At 71.2% G+C, this 18,396-nt stretch carries 10 protein-coding genes; 1 reads left to right on the plus strand and 9 read right to left on the minus strand.

Translation table 11 applies throughout. The features are described 5' to 3' along the window. Positions 1–6: 6 nt before the first annotated feature. The 6 genes from ABD481_RS22940 to ABD481_RS22965 all read right to left on the minus strand — a co-directional run bounded on the left by ABD481_RS22940 (position 7) and on the right by ABD481_RS22965 (position 9,139). Positions 7–1,509: an MFS transporter gene (locus tag ABD481_RS22940; RefSeq protein WP_344667789.1), complete on the minus strand. Its 1,503-nt coding sequence runs from the start codon at positions 1,507–1,509 to the stop codon at positions 7–9. After that, positions 1,506–2,807: a glutamate synthase-related protein gene (locus tag ABD481_RS22945; RefSeq protein ID WP_344667790.1), complete on the minus strand. Its 1,302-nt coding sequence runs from the start codon at positions 2,805–2,807 to the stop codon at positions 1,506–1,508. The genes ABD481_RS22940 and ABD481_RS22945 overlap by 4 nt, the downstream gene beginning before the upstream one ends. Next, a complete protein-coding gene (locus tag ABD481_RS22950; protein WP_344667791.1) occupies positions 2,804–5,209 on the minus strand; it encodes an amino acid--tRNA ligase-related protein in 2,406 nt (801 codons plus the stop codon). The genes ABD481_RS22945 and ABD481_RS22950 overlap by 4 nt, the downstream gene beginning before the upstream one ends. A gap of 2 nt (positions 5,210–5,211) precedes the next feature. Continuing rightward, positions 5,212–5,730 carry a cobalamin B12-binding domain-containing protein gene (locus ABD481_RS22955; RefSeq protein WP_344667792.1) on the minus strand — a complete coding sequence of 173 codons (519 nt, stop codon included), beginning with the start codon at positions 5,728–5,730 and terminating at the stop codon, positions 5,212–5,214. A gap of 85 nt (positions 5,731–5,815) precedes the next feature. Further along, positions 5,816–8,803 (minus strand): helix-turn-helix transcriptional regulator, encoded by a 2,988-nt coding sequence (locus ABD481_RS22960; protein ID WP_344667793.1) that lies wholly within the window; start codon positions 8,801–8,803, stop codon positions 5,816–5,818. Between the two features lie 183 nt (positions 8,804–8,986). Beyond that, complete coding sequence (locus ABD481_RS22965) at positions 8,987–9,139, minus strand: hypothetical protein (protein WP_344667794.1); 153 nt, start codon at positions 9,137–9,139, stop codon at positions 8,987–8,989. Between the two features lie 381 nt (positions 9,140–9,520). Here ABD481_RS22965 and ABD481_RS22970 point away from each other — a divergent pair, with 381 nt between their 5' ends. Then, positions 9,521–10,816, plus strand: coding sequence for a S53 family peptidase (locus ABD481_RS22970; protein ID WP_344667795.1), 1,296 nt, complete (start codon positions 9,521–9,523; stop codon positions 10,814–10,816). A gap of 14 nt (positions 10,817–10,830) precedes the next feature. Here ABD481_RS22970 and ABD481_RS22975 read toward each other — a convergent pair whose 3' ends face one another. From ABD481_RS22975 to ABD481_RS22985, 3 genes are read right to left on the minus strand one after another with little or no spacing between them, the layout of a single operon-like run. Further along, positions 10,831–12,696 (minus strand): hypothetical protein, encoded by a 1,866-nt coding sequence (locus ABD481_RS22975; RefSeq protein WP_344667796.1) that lies wholly within the window; start codon positions 12,694–12,696, stop codon positions 10,831–10,833. Next, on the minus strand, positions 12,693–17,237 hold the full coding sequence (locus ABD481_RS22980; protein ID WP_344667797.1) for a DUF5682 family protein: 4,545 nt from the start codon (positions 17,235–17,237) through the stop codon (positions 12,693–12,695). The genes ABD481_RS22975 and ABD481_RS22980 overlap by 4 nt, the downstream gene beginning before the upstream one ends. Continuing rightward, complete coding sequence (locus ABD481_RS22985; RefSeq protein ID WP_344667798.1) at positions 17,221–18,384, minus strand: ATP-binding protein; 1,164 nt, start codon at positions 18,382–18,384, stop codon at positions 17,221–17,223. Before ABD481_RS22985 ends, ABD481_RS22980 begins: the two co-directional genes overlap by 17 nt. Between the last annotated feature and the right edge of the window lie 12 nt (positions 18,385–18,396).

Here is an 18,396-nt window from a genome sequence, read left to right on the forward strand (position 1 = left end):
GTTCTCCTATGCCTCGGACGCGGCCGGGAGGCCGCCGGAGTTCGGGGATTCGGGCAGGTCGCGGCGAGTGCGCAGGGGGCCGATCAGCAGGATCGCCTTCGCCAGCGCGCCGGCGCCGAGGACCAGCCACAGGGTGGTGCGCACGCCGATCACGGTGGCCAGCGCGCCGCCGGCCAGGGCGCCCAGCGGGATCAGGCAGAACGACACGACGCTGCCGCTGCTGCCGATCCGGCCGAGCATGTCCGGCGGGCAGTACGCCTGCCGCCACGCCGCGCCGATCACGTTCACCGCGACGATGCCGGCGGCCGGGATCAGCAGGCCGAGGGCGAACAGGGCCAGGCCCGGTCCGTGCGTCGCCATCGGGATCAGCAGGCCGAAGGGCGTGGACGCCAGCGACAGCGTCAGCAGGGCGCGCGCGGTGCCCAGGCGCCGGGCGATCCGGCCGGCGAACAGGGCGCCGACGACGCCGCCGAGGCAGTCCCCGGCCATCAGCACGCCGATCCCGCCGGCGCTCAGGCCCAGGTCCCGGACCAGGAACACCACGAGCAGCGCCTGGCCGCCGCTGAGCAGGAAGTTGTCGACGGCCGCGCCGATCGTCAGGATCCGGAGATAGGGGTCGCGGGCCAGGAAGCGGAAGCCGTCGCGGATCTCCTGGCGCAGCGAGGAGTCGGGACGCGGTCCGGGGCGCTCGGGTTCGGGCTTGCGGATCGCGAGCAGGCACACGGTCGACACCACGTAGCTGGCCGCGTCGACCACGAGCCCGAACGCCGCCGTGACCGCCTGGATCAGCAGGCCGCCGAGGCTGCCGCCGGAGACCACCGCGGCCTGCTGGGCGCCTTCGAGCTTCGCGTTGCCCTCGGGCAGGTCCTCCGGGTCCAGCAGCGAGGGGATGTAGGCGCCGAGCGCCGGGCCGAAGAACACCCCGGCCGCGCCGCCGAGCAGTTCGACGGCGACCAGCTGGCCCAGCGTCAGCACGCCGAGCCACCACGCCACCGGGACGCTGAGCACCAGCAGGAACGAGGCCGCGTTGGCGGCCACCAGGGTGCGGCGGCGCGGCAGCCGGTCGATCCAGGCGCCGGCCGGCAGGCCCAGGACCAGCCAGGGCAGCCAGGCCGCCGCGGTCATCAGGCCGATGATGTAGGGGGCGGCGTGCATCGTCTCCAGGGCCACCAGCGGCAGGGCGACGCCGGAGACGGCGCTGCCCAGGACGCTGACGGTCTCGCCGACCCACAGCAGGCGGAAGTCGCGGTGGCGCCACAGGCTGCGGCGTTTCGCGGGCTGCTGGGGTTGGGCCTGGTCCGGGTTCTGGTCTTGAGTCCGGTCCTGGTCCGCGGTCCGGTTCCGGTTCTTGTCCTGGTCCGCGGTCCGGTTCTGGTCCTGGTCCTGGTCCTGGTCCGCGGTCCGGCCTTGGGGCACGGAGCCGGTGTCCACGCCGCCGATCGCAGAAGGCTGCATCTCGGGGTCGGCGAGGTCGAGCTCCTCCACACCGATCGAAGTCGAAGTACTCATACCGGTAGCTCCTGTCGGACAGCGGCCGCCTGCGCCGGGTTCCACACGTCGTCACGGTCCAGCTGCGCCACCGCGTACTTGCCGACCGCGCTGAGCAGCAGCCGCAGCTCGAAGGCGGCGGCCTCGGCCAGCCGGCGCAGCCCGGCCTCGGGGTCCTCGTCGGCGGCCAGCAGCGCGGCCCGGCCCAGGCCCACCGCGCGGGCGCCGAGCGCCAGGCATTTCAGGGCCCTGGTCCCCTCCCACATCCGGCCGGAGACCAGCAGCGGCCCGGCGGGCGCGTCGATCCGGCGCAGGCATTCGGCCAGCGGCAGGCCGACGTGGTCCAGGAAGGACGTCGGCGCCCAGCCGGTGCCGCCCTCGGCGCCGTCGATGGTCACCGCGTCCGCGCCCGCCCGCCACGCGACCTCGGCCGCGAGCGCGACGTCCCGGCCGGGGTGCAGCTTCACCCAGACCCGGGCGCGCGGGAAGTTGTTGCGCATGAAGCGGATCTGCTGGCGCAGGATCTCCTCCACGAAGGTGCCCGGGCTCGCGCAGCGCAGGACGCGGCCGGCGCCGCCGAGCACGTCCTCGAAGGCGAAGCGGTCGGCCAGCCGGCCGGCGGCCGCGGCGTCGACGACGGTCATGCCGCCCAGGCCCGGCTTGGCGCCCTGGCCGACCTTCAGTTCGAAGGCCAGGCGGCCGGACTCCAGCAGCGGCAGGGCCGAGGGGTCGCTGTAGACGAGGTTCCAGACCTCGGCGTCGGCGTCCTCAGTGCTCTGCTGCACCACCACGGCGCCGAGGCCGTCGGGGGCGTGGTCGGCGTAGGCGCGGATCCGGGCGACCAGCGACTTCTCGGCGCTGCCCAGGCGGCCGTAGCCGTTCACCGGGACCACGTTCTCGCCGATCACCATAGGCAGGCCGAGCGCCCCGGCCTGGCGGCTGACGGCGGTGCCGAGGTCGGTGCTGGCGACCTGCGTGGATCCGAACGCTGATATGTAGAACGGGAGCGGTGAGCGGAAGCCGCTGATGTCGGTGGCCAGGTCCACGTCGGAGGGGAGCGGCTCGCGGGCCAGCTCGATCAGCTTCTCCAGGCGGGCCGGCATGAACACCGGGGGGACGATGCGCAGGGCATTGATGCCGTCGGCGCTCGCGTCCGCACTCCCGTTCGTACCCGTGTCCGCGCCGGTGGTGTTGCCGGTGGTGGCGCCGAACAGCACGTGTCCGTAGTCCTCGACCGCGGGGAACACCGCCTCGGCGCCCAGCCGGGCCCGGCGCCGCACGGCGTCCTCGGGGAATCCGGGTGTGCTCAGGCCGCTCATGCCGACACCACCCCGGGCACCTTGGGGTAGGCGCTGGCCTGCCAGACCGACGTGAGACCGGCGATGTAGCGGGTCAGGCGCTCCAGCCCGATCCCGAAGCCGGCGCTGCCCTGGATGCCCTCGCGCGCCATGTCCAGGTACCACCCGTACTTCGCGGGGTTCTCGCCGGACTCCCGGATCCGGGTGACGATCCGCGCGTACTCGTATTCGCGCTCGCTGCCGCTGGCCAGCTCGCCGTAGCCCTCGGGGGCGATCAGGTCGAAGTTGCGCAGGCGCCCGGGCTCGGTGCGGCTCTCACGGTCGTAGAAGCCGCGCGAGCCCTTCGGGTAGTCGGTGACGAAGAACGGCCGCCCGGCCTTGCCGGACAGGATCTCCTCGTTGCGCCACTCGATCTCGGCGTCAGCACTCTGCTCCAGGCCGAGCGTGCGCAGGTCGGCGACGGCGTCGGCGTGCGAGACGTGGTCGAAGGGCCACTCCAGCACCTCGGCGAACGGCGCGGTGTCGCGGCCCAGCGCCGCCAGCTCCGCGTCACGCTCGGCCAGCACCCGGCGGATCGCACCGACCACGATGCTCTCGGCGACGGCCATCGCCTGCTCGCGGGTGGCGCCGGCGATCTCCACGTCGATCTGGTGGAACTCGGCGAGGTGGCGGCTGGTGGTGCAGGTCTCCAGCGGTTCGAGCCGGACGTTCGGCGCGATGCAGAAGATCTTGTCGAAGGCCAGCAGCGACGCCTGCTTGTAGAGGATCGCGCTGGTCATCAGCTTGTAGGGATGGCCGTAGAAGTCGACGTCGACCTGCTTGGAGCCGCGCCCGCCGGGGTCGGTGACCGGGCCGATGATCGGCGGCAGCATCTCGGTGAAGCCCAACGCGCCGAGGTGCTCGCGGGTGGCGGCGACGATGCTGTTCTGGATCAACAGGGTGTTGCGGGTGGCGGGGTCGGACAAGTGCGCGCGGACCGAGGTCGGCGGAGTGTCGGAGAGAGCGGGCATGGCGGTGCTCCTTGGGATGGCGGGATTCGGTGACGGTTCCAGCGGTGCGGGCGTGGCGGTGTCGTAGCGGCGCTCGACGTAGGTGAGTGACGTGAGCAGGTCGGAGGAGCGCAGGGGCGGCGGAGGCGAGTCGTGCGCGGTTTGTGTGTTCTGTGCGCTCTGTGCGGTCGTTGACGACCGGCCCGGACGCGGGCGGATCGGCATGGCTCCGACGTCGGACCAGTGCAGACGGCCGTCGTCGTCCAGGCGGCTGCGGGCCCGGCCGGCGTTGTCGGGGTGGAGGCAGAACGGGACATCCAGCAACCCGCGCCGGAAAGCAGTCGACAGCGCGTGGCCGAGATCGTCGCGGTGGTCGGCGGCGAGGTCGAGGACGGCGTGGATGAGGGCTCTGGCTTCCAGGTAGACCTCTGATTCACCGGGGTCGGTATAGGGCACGACCAGACGAGCCCGGTCAGCCGCCGCCGACGCAGCGCGGAGCGCCTGCACGTTCTCGGCGAACGTCGGGATCCGGTGGGCTTCGGCCACCGTCTTCACGATCAGACGCGAAGCACCGGAGCGCACAGCCAGGCGTGCCGATTCCTCCAGCAGAGCCAAGGCACCGTCAGGAGTGCGCGGGAATACGCCCATGTAGGTGTAGATGACGATGTGCCAGTCCAGGCCGGTCAGCAGTTCCCCGGCGAGGCGCCGCAGCGCGGCCACGGCTTCCAGGTCCTGGCGCGGATCGGTCTGCTGCGCGTAGCTCAAGGAGACGCTGCGGATGCCGTGCTGCGCGAAGAACAGACATTCGAGCACTGACAGCGCCACCAGCAGCGACGGCGGACACAACTGGCCGAGCATGCAGCCGCCGAAGGTCTCCAGGTGGGAGTCCGGCACGTCCGCGAGCAGCTCGCAGGCTTCCGTCCAGTTGCGGACCGACGTCGCCAGGGGAGTGCGGCCGTAGGGGAGGCAGTAGGAGACCGGTCCGCCTTCGGTGGCGTCGAGCCCGGCGGCCGCGGCGGCGGCGATGATGGCCTGTGGAACGGCCGAGCCGTGGCGGACCTGGACCGGGAACCGGGCGTCGCGCACGCCTTCGAGCAGCGCGGCGGTGACGGTGGGACCGTGGACGACCAGCGGATAGCCGTTCAGGTCCGCGCCGGTGTCGAGCGCGTGGCGGGCGGCGGCGTGGTCGCCTACGCGGGTGAAGCTGTCCAGCGTGATGGTGCCGGCGGTGCTGGGGCCTGCGTGCTTGACCGTCAGCAGGCCGGCCCGCATGAGTGCGGGGTCGGCGACGCCCATGCGGGGTTGGACGACCAGGGTGCCGGCGGCGCGGGCGCGGCGCATGAACTCCGCGAAGGTGGGATGGGAGGCGCGGAGCTGCTCAGGCCTCGAAGCTTCGGCCCCTGATATGTGCGACTCGGGGCGGATCAGCTGCATGTTCACGACGCCCTGCCAGCGGGCAGCGCGGTGACATACGACTGGAAGAGGCTGAGTCCGGCCGCGTCGTCGAAGACTCCGTCGAAACCGGCCGCCAGCAACCGGTCCGCGTGCCGTGCGTTGTCCGCGCCGCTGATGCCGAGCTTGCCGCCGATGACGATCGGCGTGCCGTCCAGACCTCGCTGTTCGCGCAGCCGCCGGATGACGCGGAGCCCGTCGCTGACGCCGTGGCCGTTGACGCTGCTGACGACGACCAGTGACGGGGCCGTGCGGCGGCAGGCGTCGACGAGCTCTGCGTCGGGAACGCAGGGGCCGAGGTTGGCGACCTCGTGGCCGAGCTCCTCCAGGAGGAGTTGGAGGAAGACGAGGTTCCAGGTGTGGGCGTCGGAGGCGGTGCCGGTGACGATCGCGGTGGCGGTGGCGGTGGTTGCGGTGGTTGCGATGGCGCTGGCGGAGGCGGATCGAGAAGGCGCTGCGGCGTCAGGGCCTGGCCCGGCACCGGTGAGGAGGTCGGATGGCATGACTCGAATGTCGCCTGCGAGGCGGCACGCGGCATGGGTGAGCCGTACCCATATTCCCGAACGAGGGTCTGGACCAGGGCCGGTCCTACGCCGTCAGATCAGCCATCAGATCCGCCAGCTCGCCCCGAGCACCCTTCCCCAGCTTGTCCATCAGGCTCGCCACATGCTTCTCCACCGTGCGGGGCGAGATGAACAGCAGCTTGGCGATGTCCGGATTCGCGCGGCGCTCGCCGATCAGCACGAGCACCTCGTATTCGCGCACTGTCACACCGTGCCGGGCCAGCGCCTCCGGCACCGCGTCCAGCCCGGAGCGCCGCTGCATCACGCGGACCCCGGCCTTGCGGAGCAGCGCACGGCAGGCCCCTGCGATGGCGGTGGCGTCGGAGGTGTGGAAGTACTCCTCGGCCTCGCGCAGCCAGGCCACCGGGTCGCCCCAGCCCTCGGCCAGAGCCGGTTCGGCGACCAGGCGGAGGATGAGGCGCCGGGCCATGGGATAGGGCGCGGCGGCCTGACGGGTCTGCTCCATCTTCTCCAGCGCGGCCGCGGTGTCACCGGCGCGGCCCAGGAGGACTGTCTCTGCGGCCAGGACGAACTGGAGGTTCCAACGGAGCCGGGACGCCGGGGTCGCGGAGATCTCAGCGAACTGATCTTGTCCGGCACGCTGGGCGAGGACTTCGAGCAGCAGGTCCAGGCCGTAGCGGCCGGACTGGTAGTAGATCGTGGGATGAGTACGTTCCCAGGCCCGGACGCGCGCCATCTCGGCCTCGGCGCCAGGGCGGTCCTCGCCGAGCAGCGCGCAGATCGCGCGGTGGCCGAAGACGACCGGGGCATGGAACGACTGCTCACCGCCCCGGCGGCGGAACTCGCCCAGGACGGTGCGCAGCGCCTCCCGACGGCCTCGGTGAGCGACCGCCGCGATCTTGATCACGAGGCAGAACTGGGCCTCGCCCTCCTGGTGCATCCGGGTGGTGAGGGCCAACAGGCGCTCGGCAGCGGCCTCGGCCTCGTCGAATCGGCCGTAGAGCACCTCCTGCATGGCGATGCTGGCCTCGGTCTGGCAGCCGACGGTGATCGCGCCGAGCGCGTATGCGGCCTCCCGGGCTTGGCGGATCGGGCCGTCGTCACCGGTGCGCATCAGTTCATTGGTGGCGAGGCGAGTCTGAGCACGAAGACGCCAGATCGACAGGCTGTGCCGCTCGGCGACGTCGAGCATGTGGCGCAGCTGGACGTCGGCGTCCTCGAAGCTGCGGCGCCGGGCCAACAGCGCGAGCACTTGGCGGGCCTGGCAGGCGGCGGTGGGCAGCGGCACCAGTTCGGCGGTGCGGGCGGCCCGTTCGGCCAGTTCTTCGGCGCGAGCGGCCAAATCGTCGCCCTCCAGATCGCCGAGGGTCAGCAGGTGCGCCTCGACGACGTCCAGCATCGCCAACTGCTCGGCGGGAACCGGATCGGCCAGCAGTCGGCGGGCCGCCGCGACGAGCTCCGCGGCCTGTTCCCAGCGGCCGCCCACGACACAGACCCAGCCCAGGCGCGTCAGCACCTCGGCCCTGCGCACCTCGGACAACACCATCGAACCAGCGATCTCGGCGCCGCGAGCTAAGGCCTGCTCGACGTCCCCGCGTTCGGCGAGCGCGTAGAGCAGGGAGGTGAGCGCTTCGGCGCGGTCCACGGCGTGCGTGCGAGCCGGCAGCAGCTCCAGTGCGCGGTCCAGCAACGACTCCGCTGACGCGACCGCACCCTCGCTCAGGGCTCTGCGACCGGCGCGCGCGAACAGCGCCCCAGCGGCGGGCCCGTCGCCGGCGGCCAGGCGAAGACCGGCTGCGAGCTGGCAGGATTCGCCGGGCAGGTCGTCGAAGAGGACTTCGAGAGCGTCGGCCGCGCCGGCGGCCACCGCTTCGCGCTCGGCAGGAAGCATCGAGTCGGCAAGGGCTTCGGCGGTCCAGGCGTTGCGGAAGCGGTACCAGTCCGAGGAACCGCGGGACGCCTCCAACAGTTGGGCGTCTATACCGGCCTGAATCAGTTGACGAAGTTCGGCGTCGGTGAGGTCGCAGACTCGGCGGAGCACGTCGCCGGGGAACCGGCGGCCGATGACAGCCGCCGCGCATAGCGCTTGCTGCCAGCGTTGATCCAGGCCGCGGGCCCGGTCGGCGACAGCGTCGACCAGTGCCATCGGCACGTATTGCGGCTCGCCGCCTTCGAACTGCCAGCGGCCGTCGGTCTCGACGAGCGCGCCGTTGTCCAAGGCGCCGCGCAGCAACTCCTCGACGACGAACGGGTTGCCGTCGGCGGTGCGGGCGAGCCACTGCACTACTGGTTCGGCGACGCTGTCGGTGGCTCCAGCGGCTCCAGCAGTTCCGGGGGCTCCGGCGGTTCTAGTGGCTCCAGCAGGTCCGGCGGCCGGGCCGGCGCCGGTGTCCAGACAAGCGGCCGCCAGCTCACCGATCTCGGCGTCGCTCAACGGCCCGAGCTCCAGCACCCGGCCGACGCGGCGGCGCGCGCAGGACTGAGCCAGCCGCAGCGCGGCGGAGGCCACCGGTTGCAGCCCGGCGAGTATCAGGACCGGAACCCCTTCGAGGTTGTCGACGAGGTACTCCAGGATGTGCATGGTCTCGGTGTCGCAGTCGTGCAAGTCGCTCAGACACAGCAGTGCGCCGCCGTTCTCGCCGACGGCGGCGAGCAGCCGCAGCATCGACTCGGCCAGCACGACCGGCGAATCGTCGCTGTCGAGCAGCGGTCCGTCCCGCCACTGCGGGATCAGCCGGCCGAGCGCGAGGCGGTAGGGCTTGAGCTCGGGGTCGTCGGGGACGCCGCCGACGCGGATGAGCGAGTAGAGCGCTTCGGTGAGCGGACGGTACGGAACCGTCGATCCGGCGGCGGTGGCGCGGCCCTTGAGCACCACCATGCTTTGGCGCACGGCGTTGTCGGTGCACTCCCGGAACAGCCGCGCCTTGCCCAACCCCGCGTCGCCGACGAGGAAGACAGTGCCGCCGTTTCCTTCACGCACCTGGCCGAGAGCCTCGTGGAGGATGCCCGTTTCCCGCCCACGCCCGATCACAGTGGGAGACGAAACCTGCACGCAGGCGCGTCTACCCGTGATTCGGCGTTCCTATGCTGATGGCGGATGTGGCGGGCGCTTAGGAGTTTCCTTTAATACAGACACGAAACGGTCCGGTTCGCGTTTTTCCGCGAACCGGACCGATGTGTGCTGTGACCTGCGATGAACCACTACGAGTAAGGAGCCTGAGGGGTGAGCGGCACCTCAGCCGTTGCCCAGGCCGCCGTCGGCGAGCACCGTGGCGGTGCCGGCGGGAGCAGAGGAAACACCTACCGTCGACGCGATCGGGGACGCGGCGCAGACCAGGGCGGCGGCCAGGACCACACCGGCGACGAGGCGGATCTTCGTGGTCTTCATCGCGTTCATCATGTCCATTCCCTGTTGTCCGAGGAGGCTGTGCGGCGGCTGTGAGACCACCATGTCAGTGCAGGTGAGAGGCCACATGGGGGCAACTCACCCACATTCCGCGGGGCAGTGTGGACGGACTGGGTGGAGGGTGGGGAGTGCGGGGCTTGACTCCTTTCGCGAAGGCTCGCATCCTCCCGAAGTGGGAGGAGGTCACGGCTGGTATCGGAGTGGCTGCTTTCTGTATCGGGCCTGGGTCACGCCGGTAGCAGGGGTCGACGACACCTCCTGAAAGCACTCCCGCATGTCCGGTATGTCCGCCAGCCCTCCCCACTCCAGGCACTCTTGCCGCACGGATCGGGTCGGCGGACCTTGCTGCCGCTTGGAGGCGACATGGACCTACGTATGTCCGGCCTGATCGCGAGGATTTTCCGGAAGGGTGGTGCGCGGGTCGCCGCGCTGGGTGCTGCCCTCGTTCTGGCGGTGGCGGTCACGACACCGGCTCGGGCTGTCTCGGGTTCGACGGCCGGGTCGGGGGCTCCGGCTGCCCGCTCCGCGGGTGCCTCGATCGTGCCGTTCGGATGCGCCGCGCCGAGTACCGGGAAGATCCACTGCTTCGGGAAGGGCCGGCTGGCGCCGAACGCCACCGGGAACCCGAACAGCTCCGGGCTGCGGCCCGCCGACCTGATCTCCGCCTACAAGCTGAGCGGCACCAACGGCGCCGGGCGAACGGTGGCGATCGTCGATGCCTTCGACGACCCCAAGGCCGAGGCCGACCTCGGGGCCTATCGCAGCGCCTACGGCCTGCCGGCGTGCACCACGGCGAACGGCTGCTTCAAGAAGGTGAACCAGAGCGGGCAGACCTTGCCGTTGCCGTCCGTCGACTACGGCTGGGGCGAGGAGGAGAGTCTGGACCTTGATATGGTCTCGGCGATCTGTCCGGCCTGCCACATCCTGCTGGTCGAGGCGAGCAGCGCCGACACGACGTCGTTGTCGGCGGCCGAGGACACCGCCGCGACGACGCCTGGCGTCGTGGCCGTCTCGAACAGCTGGGGCGGTTCGGAGGACAGTACGACGATCGCCGCCGACTCGCACTTCAACCACTCGGGCGTGGCTATTACGGCCAGCTCCGGCGACAGCGGGTACGGGGTCAGCTGGCCGGCCTCGTCGGGCTTCGTCACCGCGGTCGGCGGGACCAGCCTGAAGACCGCGTCCAACGCTCGCGGCTGGACCGAGACGGCGTGGGCGAGTGCGGGCAGCGGGTGTTCGTCGAACGAGACTAAGCCTTCGTGGCAGGCGGACAGCGGGTGTGCGAAGCGCACGGTGGCTGACGTGTCGGCGGTGGCGGACCCCAACACCGGTGTGGCTGTCTATGACACGGCGAACAGCTGCGGGGGCGGGACGTTCTGCGACTTGCTGTTGGCGCTGGGGCTGGCTCAGGGTGCTGACGGTTGGGTGCAGGTCGGTGGCACGAGTGCTTCGTCGCCGATCATCGCTTCGGTGTATGCGCTGGCTGGCAACACGTCGTCGACGCTTTATGGGTCGTATCCGTACTCGCATACGTCGTCGTTGTTTGACGTGACGAGTGGGTCCAACGGCACTTGCACGCCTGCGTATCTGTGTACTGCGGGTGTTGGGTACGACGGTCCTACCGGGCTCGGGACGCCGAACGGGGTCGGGGCGTTCTGATTGATGGGCTTGCCTTAGTCCGTCGGAAGGCCCCAGGCCGCAACGGCCAGTTGCGCTGCCGCCATGTTCTCGAACAGGGCGGCAGCGAGCCAGGCTTCTGCGAAAGTGGTGGTGGCCTGTGGTAGCACGCGTCCGTAAGCGTCCCGATTCGGGGCGGATGCCGCGGTGGTGAGGTGTTGCAGGACGGCGGCGGCGTGCGGCATGCCTGCCGAGGTGAGGTGGCGGGCGTCGGTGTGGGAGGAGGCGAGGCGGGCTGCTCGGCGGCCGCCGGCGGCGGTGCGTTCGACGGCGGTGCGGAGGTGGTGGAGGGGGATTGATCTGGTCGCATCGGGGATGCCAGTGGCCATTGGGGATGCGATGGCGTCGGGGGCTGCGGCCGTAGCGGGGGCTGCGGGGAGGATCATCGAATCGTGCATGCGATCGATGCCAAGGCAGATGCGGTCGTGCCAGGCCTCGGGGAGATGTAGGTGACGGTGCGCGGTCGGGCTGCTGTCGGGGGAACACGCGATGGGGAGCAGTACGCCGGGGCGCGCCGGGTCGGGACGGGCTATGAGACGAACGCGGAGTCCGGGCGCCTGACTCAGGATATTGAGGTTGGCGACGTAGGCGAGCGCTGGATGGTCTGAGGCGCTTCGCAGTACCGCGATACGCTCGCCGAGCGTGATGGGAACGTCGCCGGGCTTGGTCCCGGGCGCTGTGCTTGCGTTGCCGTCCTTCGGCAGGATGGTCGCTTCGACGAAGACCATGTCGTCGCCGATGCGGGCGTCGCGGCTGGTCAAGGCACGTTCGAGCTGCTCGGCGAGCGGGACGGCGAAACGCGCGGCCACCGGGCCTTCCCACCAGGACGCGCCCGATGCCCGTACCGCCCGGACGCCCGCGCCGTGGCTCAGGCTGCCGTCCGCAGATGCCGAGGCGCCGCTGACGATCAGACCTTCGCGGACCAGTTCCTCGTGGCTCAGTGCCGCGCCGCCGAGGCCGACGCCGCCGTGGTAGGCGTTCTCCACCTGTGTCGGGCCGCCCGGTGTCACGGCTGGGACCGACCAGAGGGTGCCGGCAGGGTCGACGGCGCAGGTGACGACGCCTGCCATGCCTGAGCTGGCGATGACCGGCTCGCTGAAGACGCCGCTGAGGCGGAGGCCGCCTTGGTGCTCGTGGCGTCTGCGGACTGTGCCGCGCAGGGCGTCGAGTGTCGCGGAGTCAGTGCTCGTGGATAAGGTGCGAATCGTCTGCATCAGGGTACGGAGTTCGTCGGCGTAGGACGCGAGGCTGTGGTCCTGGGCTTGCGTGCGGTAGGCGCGAAGTTGGGCCGCCACGCGATTGCCGATTGCCGCCGGGAGATAGAGACCTGTGGCGCGCGCTGTGTGGACAGCGCGGCGGAGCGTGGCTTCGGTGGCTAGACCGGCGCCGGCGAGGCCGACGTCGATCAGTTCTTCGGCGGCTGCTCGGAGACCTTCAGCGGCGGTGAGTTGATCAGGGCTCAGCGATGCTGGTGGCTGGTCGGCGGCTGCGGATTCTTCGGTGGCTGTGGATTTCTCGGTGGCTTCGGGTTCTTCGGCTGTTGCCGCCTCGACTGCGTCTTCTTCGTTCGTCAGCGGAGCCAGTCCGAGGATCGCCGCGCGGTGCAGACATGCGGGAGCCAGCAGGCAGGAACAGACAGCGTCTTCGGGAGTCTGGATCGCGCCGTTGCGTGGTGTCAGGACGACGCGGGTGTCTTCGTCGACGGTCGCTGTGACGGTTCCCGCGGCTTCGTCGGCGGTGATGGGCCACGTCGCGGCCTTGGCGAGCGTGTCGTCCAAACGCTTGCGCAGCCTGGGCGACAAGAGTTCGACCGCGTCGGCCAATACCGACGCCGTGACCTGCGGCAGCGCCACGTCACTCATCGAGAGCGCACCTTCTCCCCGACCCATGCCGCCAGTTCCGTCGGACTCAACGCGGCCACCGGCATGCCGGCCGAGACCAGTGCTCCGGCGGTCCCGGTGCTGTAGCGGGGACGGCCGCTGTCGTCCAGGCTGGCGCAGCCCAGCAGCGTGCAGCCGGACTCGGCGAGGCGGCGGACCTCGCCCAGCAGGCCGCCGATCGGGGCGCCCTCCTCGAAGTCGCTGACGAGCACCACCATCGTTCGCGAGGGCACCGTGACCAGCGCGCGCGCCGCCGCGAGACCGGCCGCGATGTGCGTACCACCGCCGACGCGGACCTCCATGAGGAGCGACAGCGGGTCGGCCGCGTGGTCGGTGAAGTCCACAACCTCGGTCGAGAAGGCCAGGAAGTGGGTGGTCAGCGCGGGCACGGCGGCGAACACCGACGCGGTCAGCGCCGACCAGATGACCGAGGATTCCATGGACCCTGATACGTCCACGACCAGGATGATCCGCCAGTCGCTCTGCCGGCGCGCGCGGGTGTGGAAGACGGGACGCTCCGGGAGGAGGGTCACCGATCCGTCCGGCGCGCGTCGGGCCGTCGCCATATTGGCGCGGATCGTCCGCGGGAGGTCGAGCGGACCGGACGGCCGACTCGTCGGCCGCGGCGAGGTCAGCCCGGTGAGCGCGGGCCGCATGCGATGCGCGAGCTCGGCGGCGAGCTGCTCGACGATGCGCTTGACCAGCGGGCGCAGCTTCGCGACGGCGCTCTCGGGCAGACCGCCAGCCAGACTCAGGACATTGCGAAGCAGCTCGACGGACGGCCGCACCGTGGCCGGGTCGAGCTCAGCGATGGCGTCCACGCGTCCAGCCGCGGCCGCCTGCCCGAGCACCTCTTCGCGGACACTGACGCCGAACAGCTCCCCGAGCTCCTCGGACCACTCGCGAACGGTGGGATACGCGCGCTCCCGCCCTCCGCGTGCTCCGCGCTGTTCGTGGGCGGCGCCTTCGCCGTGGTCGTGGCCGTAGCCGTAGAGCTCGTCGAGGGCGGAGGCGTAGCGGAGGGAGGAGGGTGGGAGGGCCGACTGGTCGCGGCCGAGGAGGAGGCGCCAGCGGATTTGCGGGGGGAGGGTCGAGGTGGGGGGGGGGGGGGGGGGGGGGTTGGTTGTTGGGGTATCAGGGGCCGCAATCGCTGTGGCAACTTGCGCTGCGTCCCCTGCCTGATCGGTCAGGGTTATATCAGGGATCATCATTCCTGCTGCGGCCAGCGCCGCTGCCCCGGCCCGGTCTGCGAGCGTCGCGGCATGCAGGGCCTCTGGGCTGGCATTATCCGCCCGGCCCGATCCCCGCACCCGGGCGCCGATGCGCAGTTCCACGGCGTCGAGGATCCGGTCGCGTCCGGCGGGCGACACCGCTGTGAAGCCGCCGCGCAGAGCGGGCAGTCGCGCCAGGAAGGCGTCGTCGGGCAGCGATTCGATCCGATCGGCCAGTGGGTCGAGGACCTCCGGTGCCGATGCGCACAGCGGTTCGGCGGCCGTCAGCAGTCCTGTCAGCTTGCGGCGCAGGGCGGTGCGGGCTTCGGTCGTCACCGCGCCGTCGATCCAGCCCGCCGCGCGCTCGCCGAGCCGGTCGGCGGGGAGCGTGCCAATCAGGGCTCTGGCACCGGCCGCAGCCCCTGCGACCAGGGGCGATCCCTCGGCTTCCAGCGTCTGCAATGCCGCGTCCAGTCGCAACTCGCCGCCGACTCGTGAGGCGCGGGTGGCGAGGGCGGCGATGGTGCGCGCGTCGGCGGTGTCGTCGCTGCCGCGGAGGCCGTCGAGGCGTCCGACGGCGGCGGTGTCGAGCGTGGATGACAGCTCACTGAGATCTGGTACGCGGCTCTGCTCCGACAGTTCGGCCAGTTCAGCCAGCTCGGCCAGTTCGGACGGGTCGATGCCGGCGACGTGGCCCAAGCGGATCGCGTCCACGGCATCCGCGGCGGCCAGCAGCTCGGGCAGCGACGCCGACGGGACCAGATCGCCGGCCGCGGCGCGCAGCCGCTCGGCGACGAGGACCGGCAGCCCGCACTCGGCGGCCGCGGTGAGTCCGGCGACGGTCTCGGCAGCGGTGGGCCCGCCGGCGTCGACCTCGGCGCGAAACGCCTGACGCAGGCGGCCTTCCGCGGCCTGGCCGAGCGTGATGCCGTGGATGGTGAGCAGGTCCAGATTCGCCTCGACACTCGGCGACCACGCCGCCTGCCACCGCCTCGTCAGCGCCGGAGCACCGTCGGGCGTGCCGACATCAGTGCGCTCGGCATACCCGACACCGCACGTCAGAAGCCTGCGAAGCGTGATCTCACGACGACGGTCGAGCGCCGACCGCAGCGGGTCCAGCCGGATGTCCTTGCCGGCATCGTCGGGCCCAGGCAATCGCAGCTCCCTGAGCAACTCCACCACAGCGGGCCGAAGCCCCGCCCGCGGCGCCGACGGCGCTACCCGACCCCGCCCCTCCCCGACCAACACCACGGACATCGCCGCGGCCACAGCCCGCCCCCGCCCCAACGTCTCCCCATGAGCAAGAACCGACTGTAACGCCTCAACCAACTCCCCCCGCGCCGGCGCCGGCAACCCCCGCAACCGCGCCAGATCAACAGCAAGCCGCACAACCTGCGCCGCCTCCGCCGGCCCAGCAGCATGCCCGGCCAACCGCAACCGCCGACACACCGCAACAACCTTGACCGCCAACGCGACCTCAACACCCCCCGCATCCCCCCCAGCCTCAAAAACCGCCTGCTGCCAAGCCGGATCACGAATCCCCGCCGGATACCCCGACCGCTCATCGAGCAGCGGAAACGCATAGGGCACGAGCGACATCGCCGCCGTGGTGACGGACGCGAGCGCCGCGCGCACGGTGTCGACGGTCGGGTCACCGGCGCGGTGGCCGCTGGCGGCGAGAGCCTCGGCAGCGGGGATGGCGACGAGTGGGGCGCTGGTGGGGAGCGGGTCGACAGCGGGGATGGCGGCGGCTGGGGCGCCGGCGGCGCTGGCAGCTGCGGTGCCAGTGGTGGGAGCGGCTGCGGGAGTGCCGGTGACGCGAGCGTCGACAGGTGGGGCGGCGGCGGGAGTGCCGATGGCGGGAGTGGCGGCGTCGAGAGGAGTGCCAGTGGTGGGAGTACCAGCGGCGGGAGCGTCGACAGGTGGGGCGGCGGCCGGAATGCCGAAGGCGGGAATGCCGATGGCGGGAGTGGCAGCGGCGAGTGGAGTGCCAGTGGCGGGAACGCTGGCGGTGGGAGCGTCGGCAGGCAGGGTGTCGGTGGTTTGGGCAGTTCGCGGGCTGGTGGGCGAGGCGTCGGCAGCGGGAGTATTGGCGACTGGGGCTTCGGCAGCGGGAGTGTCGGCAGCTGAGGCGTCGGCATCGCGCGCGTTCGCGGCTGGGGCGTTGGTAACCGAGGGGGCGGTGTGGTCGTTCGCGGACAGGGGCTCGGTGGCTAGGCCGTCGGTTGGCGGAGCGTCGGCGGAGGCGGAGTCGCTGGTGGGCGAGGATTCGGCGGCATGGGCGCTCGCGGCTGGGGCGCGTTCGGCGGCAGGGGCACTCGCGGCTGAGGCGTGCTCGGCGGCGTGGGTGTTCGCAGCGGGGGTGTGGCTGGCCAGTGCGTTGGCAGGGTGGGCGTTGGTGGCTGGGGTGTCGGTGGGGTGAGTCTGGGTGTTGGCTGACCGGGGGCCGGTGGGTGGGGGGATTAGCGCGGGGATGTGGAAGGCGCCGGCGATTACTGCTACGCGGAGGTGGGTGTGGGCGGCTAGGCAGGCGCGCATCCAGGCTTCGCGGTGGAGGTCTTGGTTGGGGGGTGGTGGGGTTGCTGGGGGGTGCTGTTTGCCCTCCACGCGACCTCCATATGGAGCACGTAGTGAGTGGGGTGTTTGGTTGTCGGGGGGTTCACTCGTTTGGGTCAGTGTGGTGGTGTCGTGGCGGAAGGTCCAGCCTATGGCGAGGGCTGCGCGGCGGATTTGGTCGGGGGTGCTGCCTGGGGATTGGGCTTCGACGAGGCGGTCCCAGAGGTCGTCGTCGGGGCGTCCGATGGCGGCGGCTTTCATGGTGGTGGCGAGGGTTGGGGTTTGGGGGGTGGTGGTCGGGGTGGACCAGGCTCGGCTGGACAGGGGTAGGTCGAAGGGGATGACTTCGACGTTGTGTTGGGCGGCCCAGCGGATGGCGGCGAGTTCGGGGGAGAAGTCGGCGAAGGGGTAGAAGGCCAGGCCGTGTTCGTGGTGGCCGGCGAGGGCGATGGGGGCTTGGGTTGCCGGGTCGGCCAGCCAGGGCAGCCAGGGTGCTGCTTCGGTCGGTAGTTCGATCAGGAGGGCTTGGGGGTTCGCCGCGTCGAGCATTGCCGGGATGGCCGCGGCGATGGCGGGGGAGTGGTGGCGGACGCCGATCAGGTAAGGATTCCGCGAAGCGGCCAACGCCTCGATGGCCTCGATGGCACCGATGGCACCGATGGCACCGATGGCACCGATGGCCTCGGTGGTGGGGGTGGTGGGGGTGGTGGGGAGGAGATGGGGTGCTGTCTGCGGGTCCTTATCCTCGGAGGGCATCGCGGAGCTCCCACATTCGTTGCCAGGGGCGGGCGCCGTTTTGGGCTCGGCGGCGGATGGCGGAGTCCCAGTAGGCGAGGAGGCGGGCGGTGTCGGTGGGGTCGTCTTTGCGGACTACGCCGAGGAGGTGGCCAGGGAGCAGGGACAGGACGTCGCGGTCGGTGGGGAAGTAGGCGGCGGAGAGAGCCAGGGAGGTTGCCACGCCCACGGCTTCGGCTGTGGACATGACTGTTGAGGGGCGTTCGATTTCCCAGCCTTCGGCGGTGCGGCCGGAGCGGAGGTCGCGGAAGGCGGTGACCAGGACGTCGAGGACTGTGTCGTCGACTCCGAAGGAGTGGTCTGTCACTGCCTTGGCCAGGGCGGTGCGGGCTTGCCGGCGGACCAGGGCTACTTCGGCGTCGGGGTCGGCGATGGGGCCTATGGTCTCGAAGTTGAAGCGGCGCTTGAGGGCCGCGGACATCTCGGAGACGCCGCGGTCGCGGAGGTTCGCTGTGGCGATTACGGTGAAGCCGGGGGCTGCGTAGACGGCGCCGTCGGTGTCGCCTGAGAGTTCGGGTACTGCGATGCGGCGGTCGGACAGGATCGAGACCAGGGCGTCCTGGACCTCGGGCAGGCAGCGCGTCACCTCCTCGATCCGCGCCACGCCGCCGTTGCGCATCGCGGCCATGACGGGGGACGGCACCAGCGCCTCGCCGGTCGGGCCCTTGGCGAGCAGCAGCGCGTAGTTCCAGCCGTAGCGCAGGTGGTCCTCGGTGGTGCCCGCCGTGCCCTGGACGACGCGCGTGCTGTCGCCGCAGACCGCCGCCGCCAGTAGTTCGCTGAGCATTGATTTGGCGGTGCCGGGCTCGCCGACGAGCATCAGCCCGCGTTCTCCGGCCAGCGTGACGACGCAACGTTCGATGAGGTCGCGGTCGCCGACGAACTTGCCGAGGATCTCCATGCGCGAAGGAGCCGCGGAACCCTTCGGCAGCTCCAGAACCGATCCGCCGCTGCCGCAGATGAATGTGACCACGGCGCGCGGCGTCAGCCACCACCCGGGCGGGCGCGGCCCGCCGTCGTACGCGGCCAGGAACGCCAGTTCGGCGCCGTACACAGCCTCCGCTGGTTCGACCTGCCTGGCCGTGCCACCAACCGTCGCAGAGCTCATCGACTCACTCCC

It is taken from the genome of Catenulispora yoronensis (genome assembly GCF_039531695.1).
Lineage (GTDB): Bacteria > Actinomycetota > Actinomycetes > Streptomycetales > Catenulisporaceae > Catenulispora > Catenulispora yoronensis.

Bases quoted from the DNA above. Each gene is read 5' to 3' on its own strand.
- ABD481_RS22940 (WP_344667789.1), bottom strand. From the start codon at position 1,509: ATGAGTACTTCGACTTCGATCGGTGTGGAGGAGCTCGACCTCGCCGAC.
- ABD481_RS22945 (WP_344667790.1), bottom strand. From the start codon at position 2,807: ATGAGCGGCCTGAGCACACCCGGATTCCCCGAGGACGCCGTGCGGCGC.
- ABD481_RS22950 (WP_344667791.1), bottom strand. From the start codon at position 5,209: ATGCAGCTGATCCGCCCCGAGTCGCACATATCAGGGGCCGAAGCTTCG.
- ABD481_RS22955 (WP_344667792.1), bottom strand. From the start codon at position 5,730: ATGCCATCCGACCTCCTCACCGGTGCCGGGCCAGGCCCTGACGCCGCA.
- ABD481_RS22965 (WP_344667794.1), bottom strand. From the start codon at position 9,139: ATGAAGACCACGAAGATCCGCCTCGTCGCCGGTGTGGTCCTGGCCGCC.
- ABD481_RS22970 (WP_344667795.1), top strand. From the start codon at position 9,521: ATGGACCTACGTATGTCCGGCCTGATCGCGAGGATTTTCCGGAAGGGT.
- ABD481_RS22975 (WP_344667796.1), bottom strand. From the start codon at position 12,696: ATGAGTGACGTGGCGCTGCCGCAGGTCACGGCGTCGGTATTGGCCGAC.
- ABD481_RS22980 (WP_344667797.1), bottom strand. From the start codon at position 17,237: ATGCCCTCCGAGGATAAGGACCCGCAGACAGCACCCCATCTCCTCCCC.
- ABD481_RS22985 (WP_344667798.1), bottom strand. From the start codon at position 18,384: ATGAGCTCTGCGACGGTTGGTGGCACGGCCAGGCAGGTCGAACCAGCG.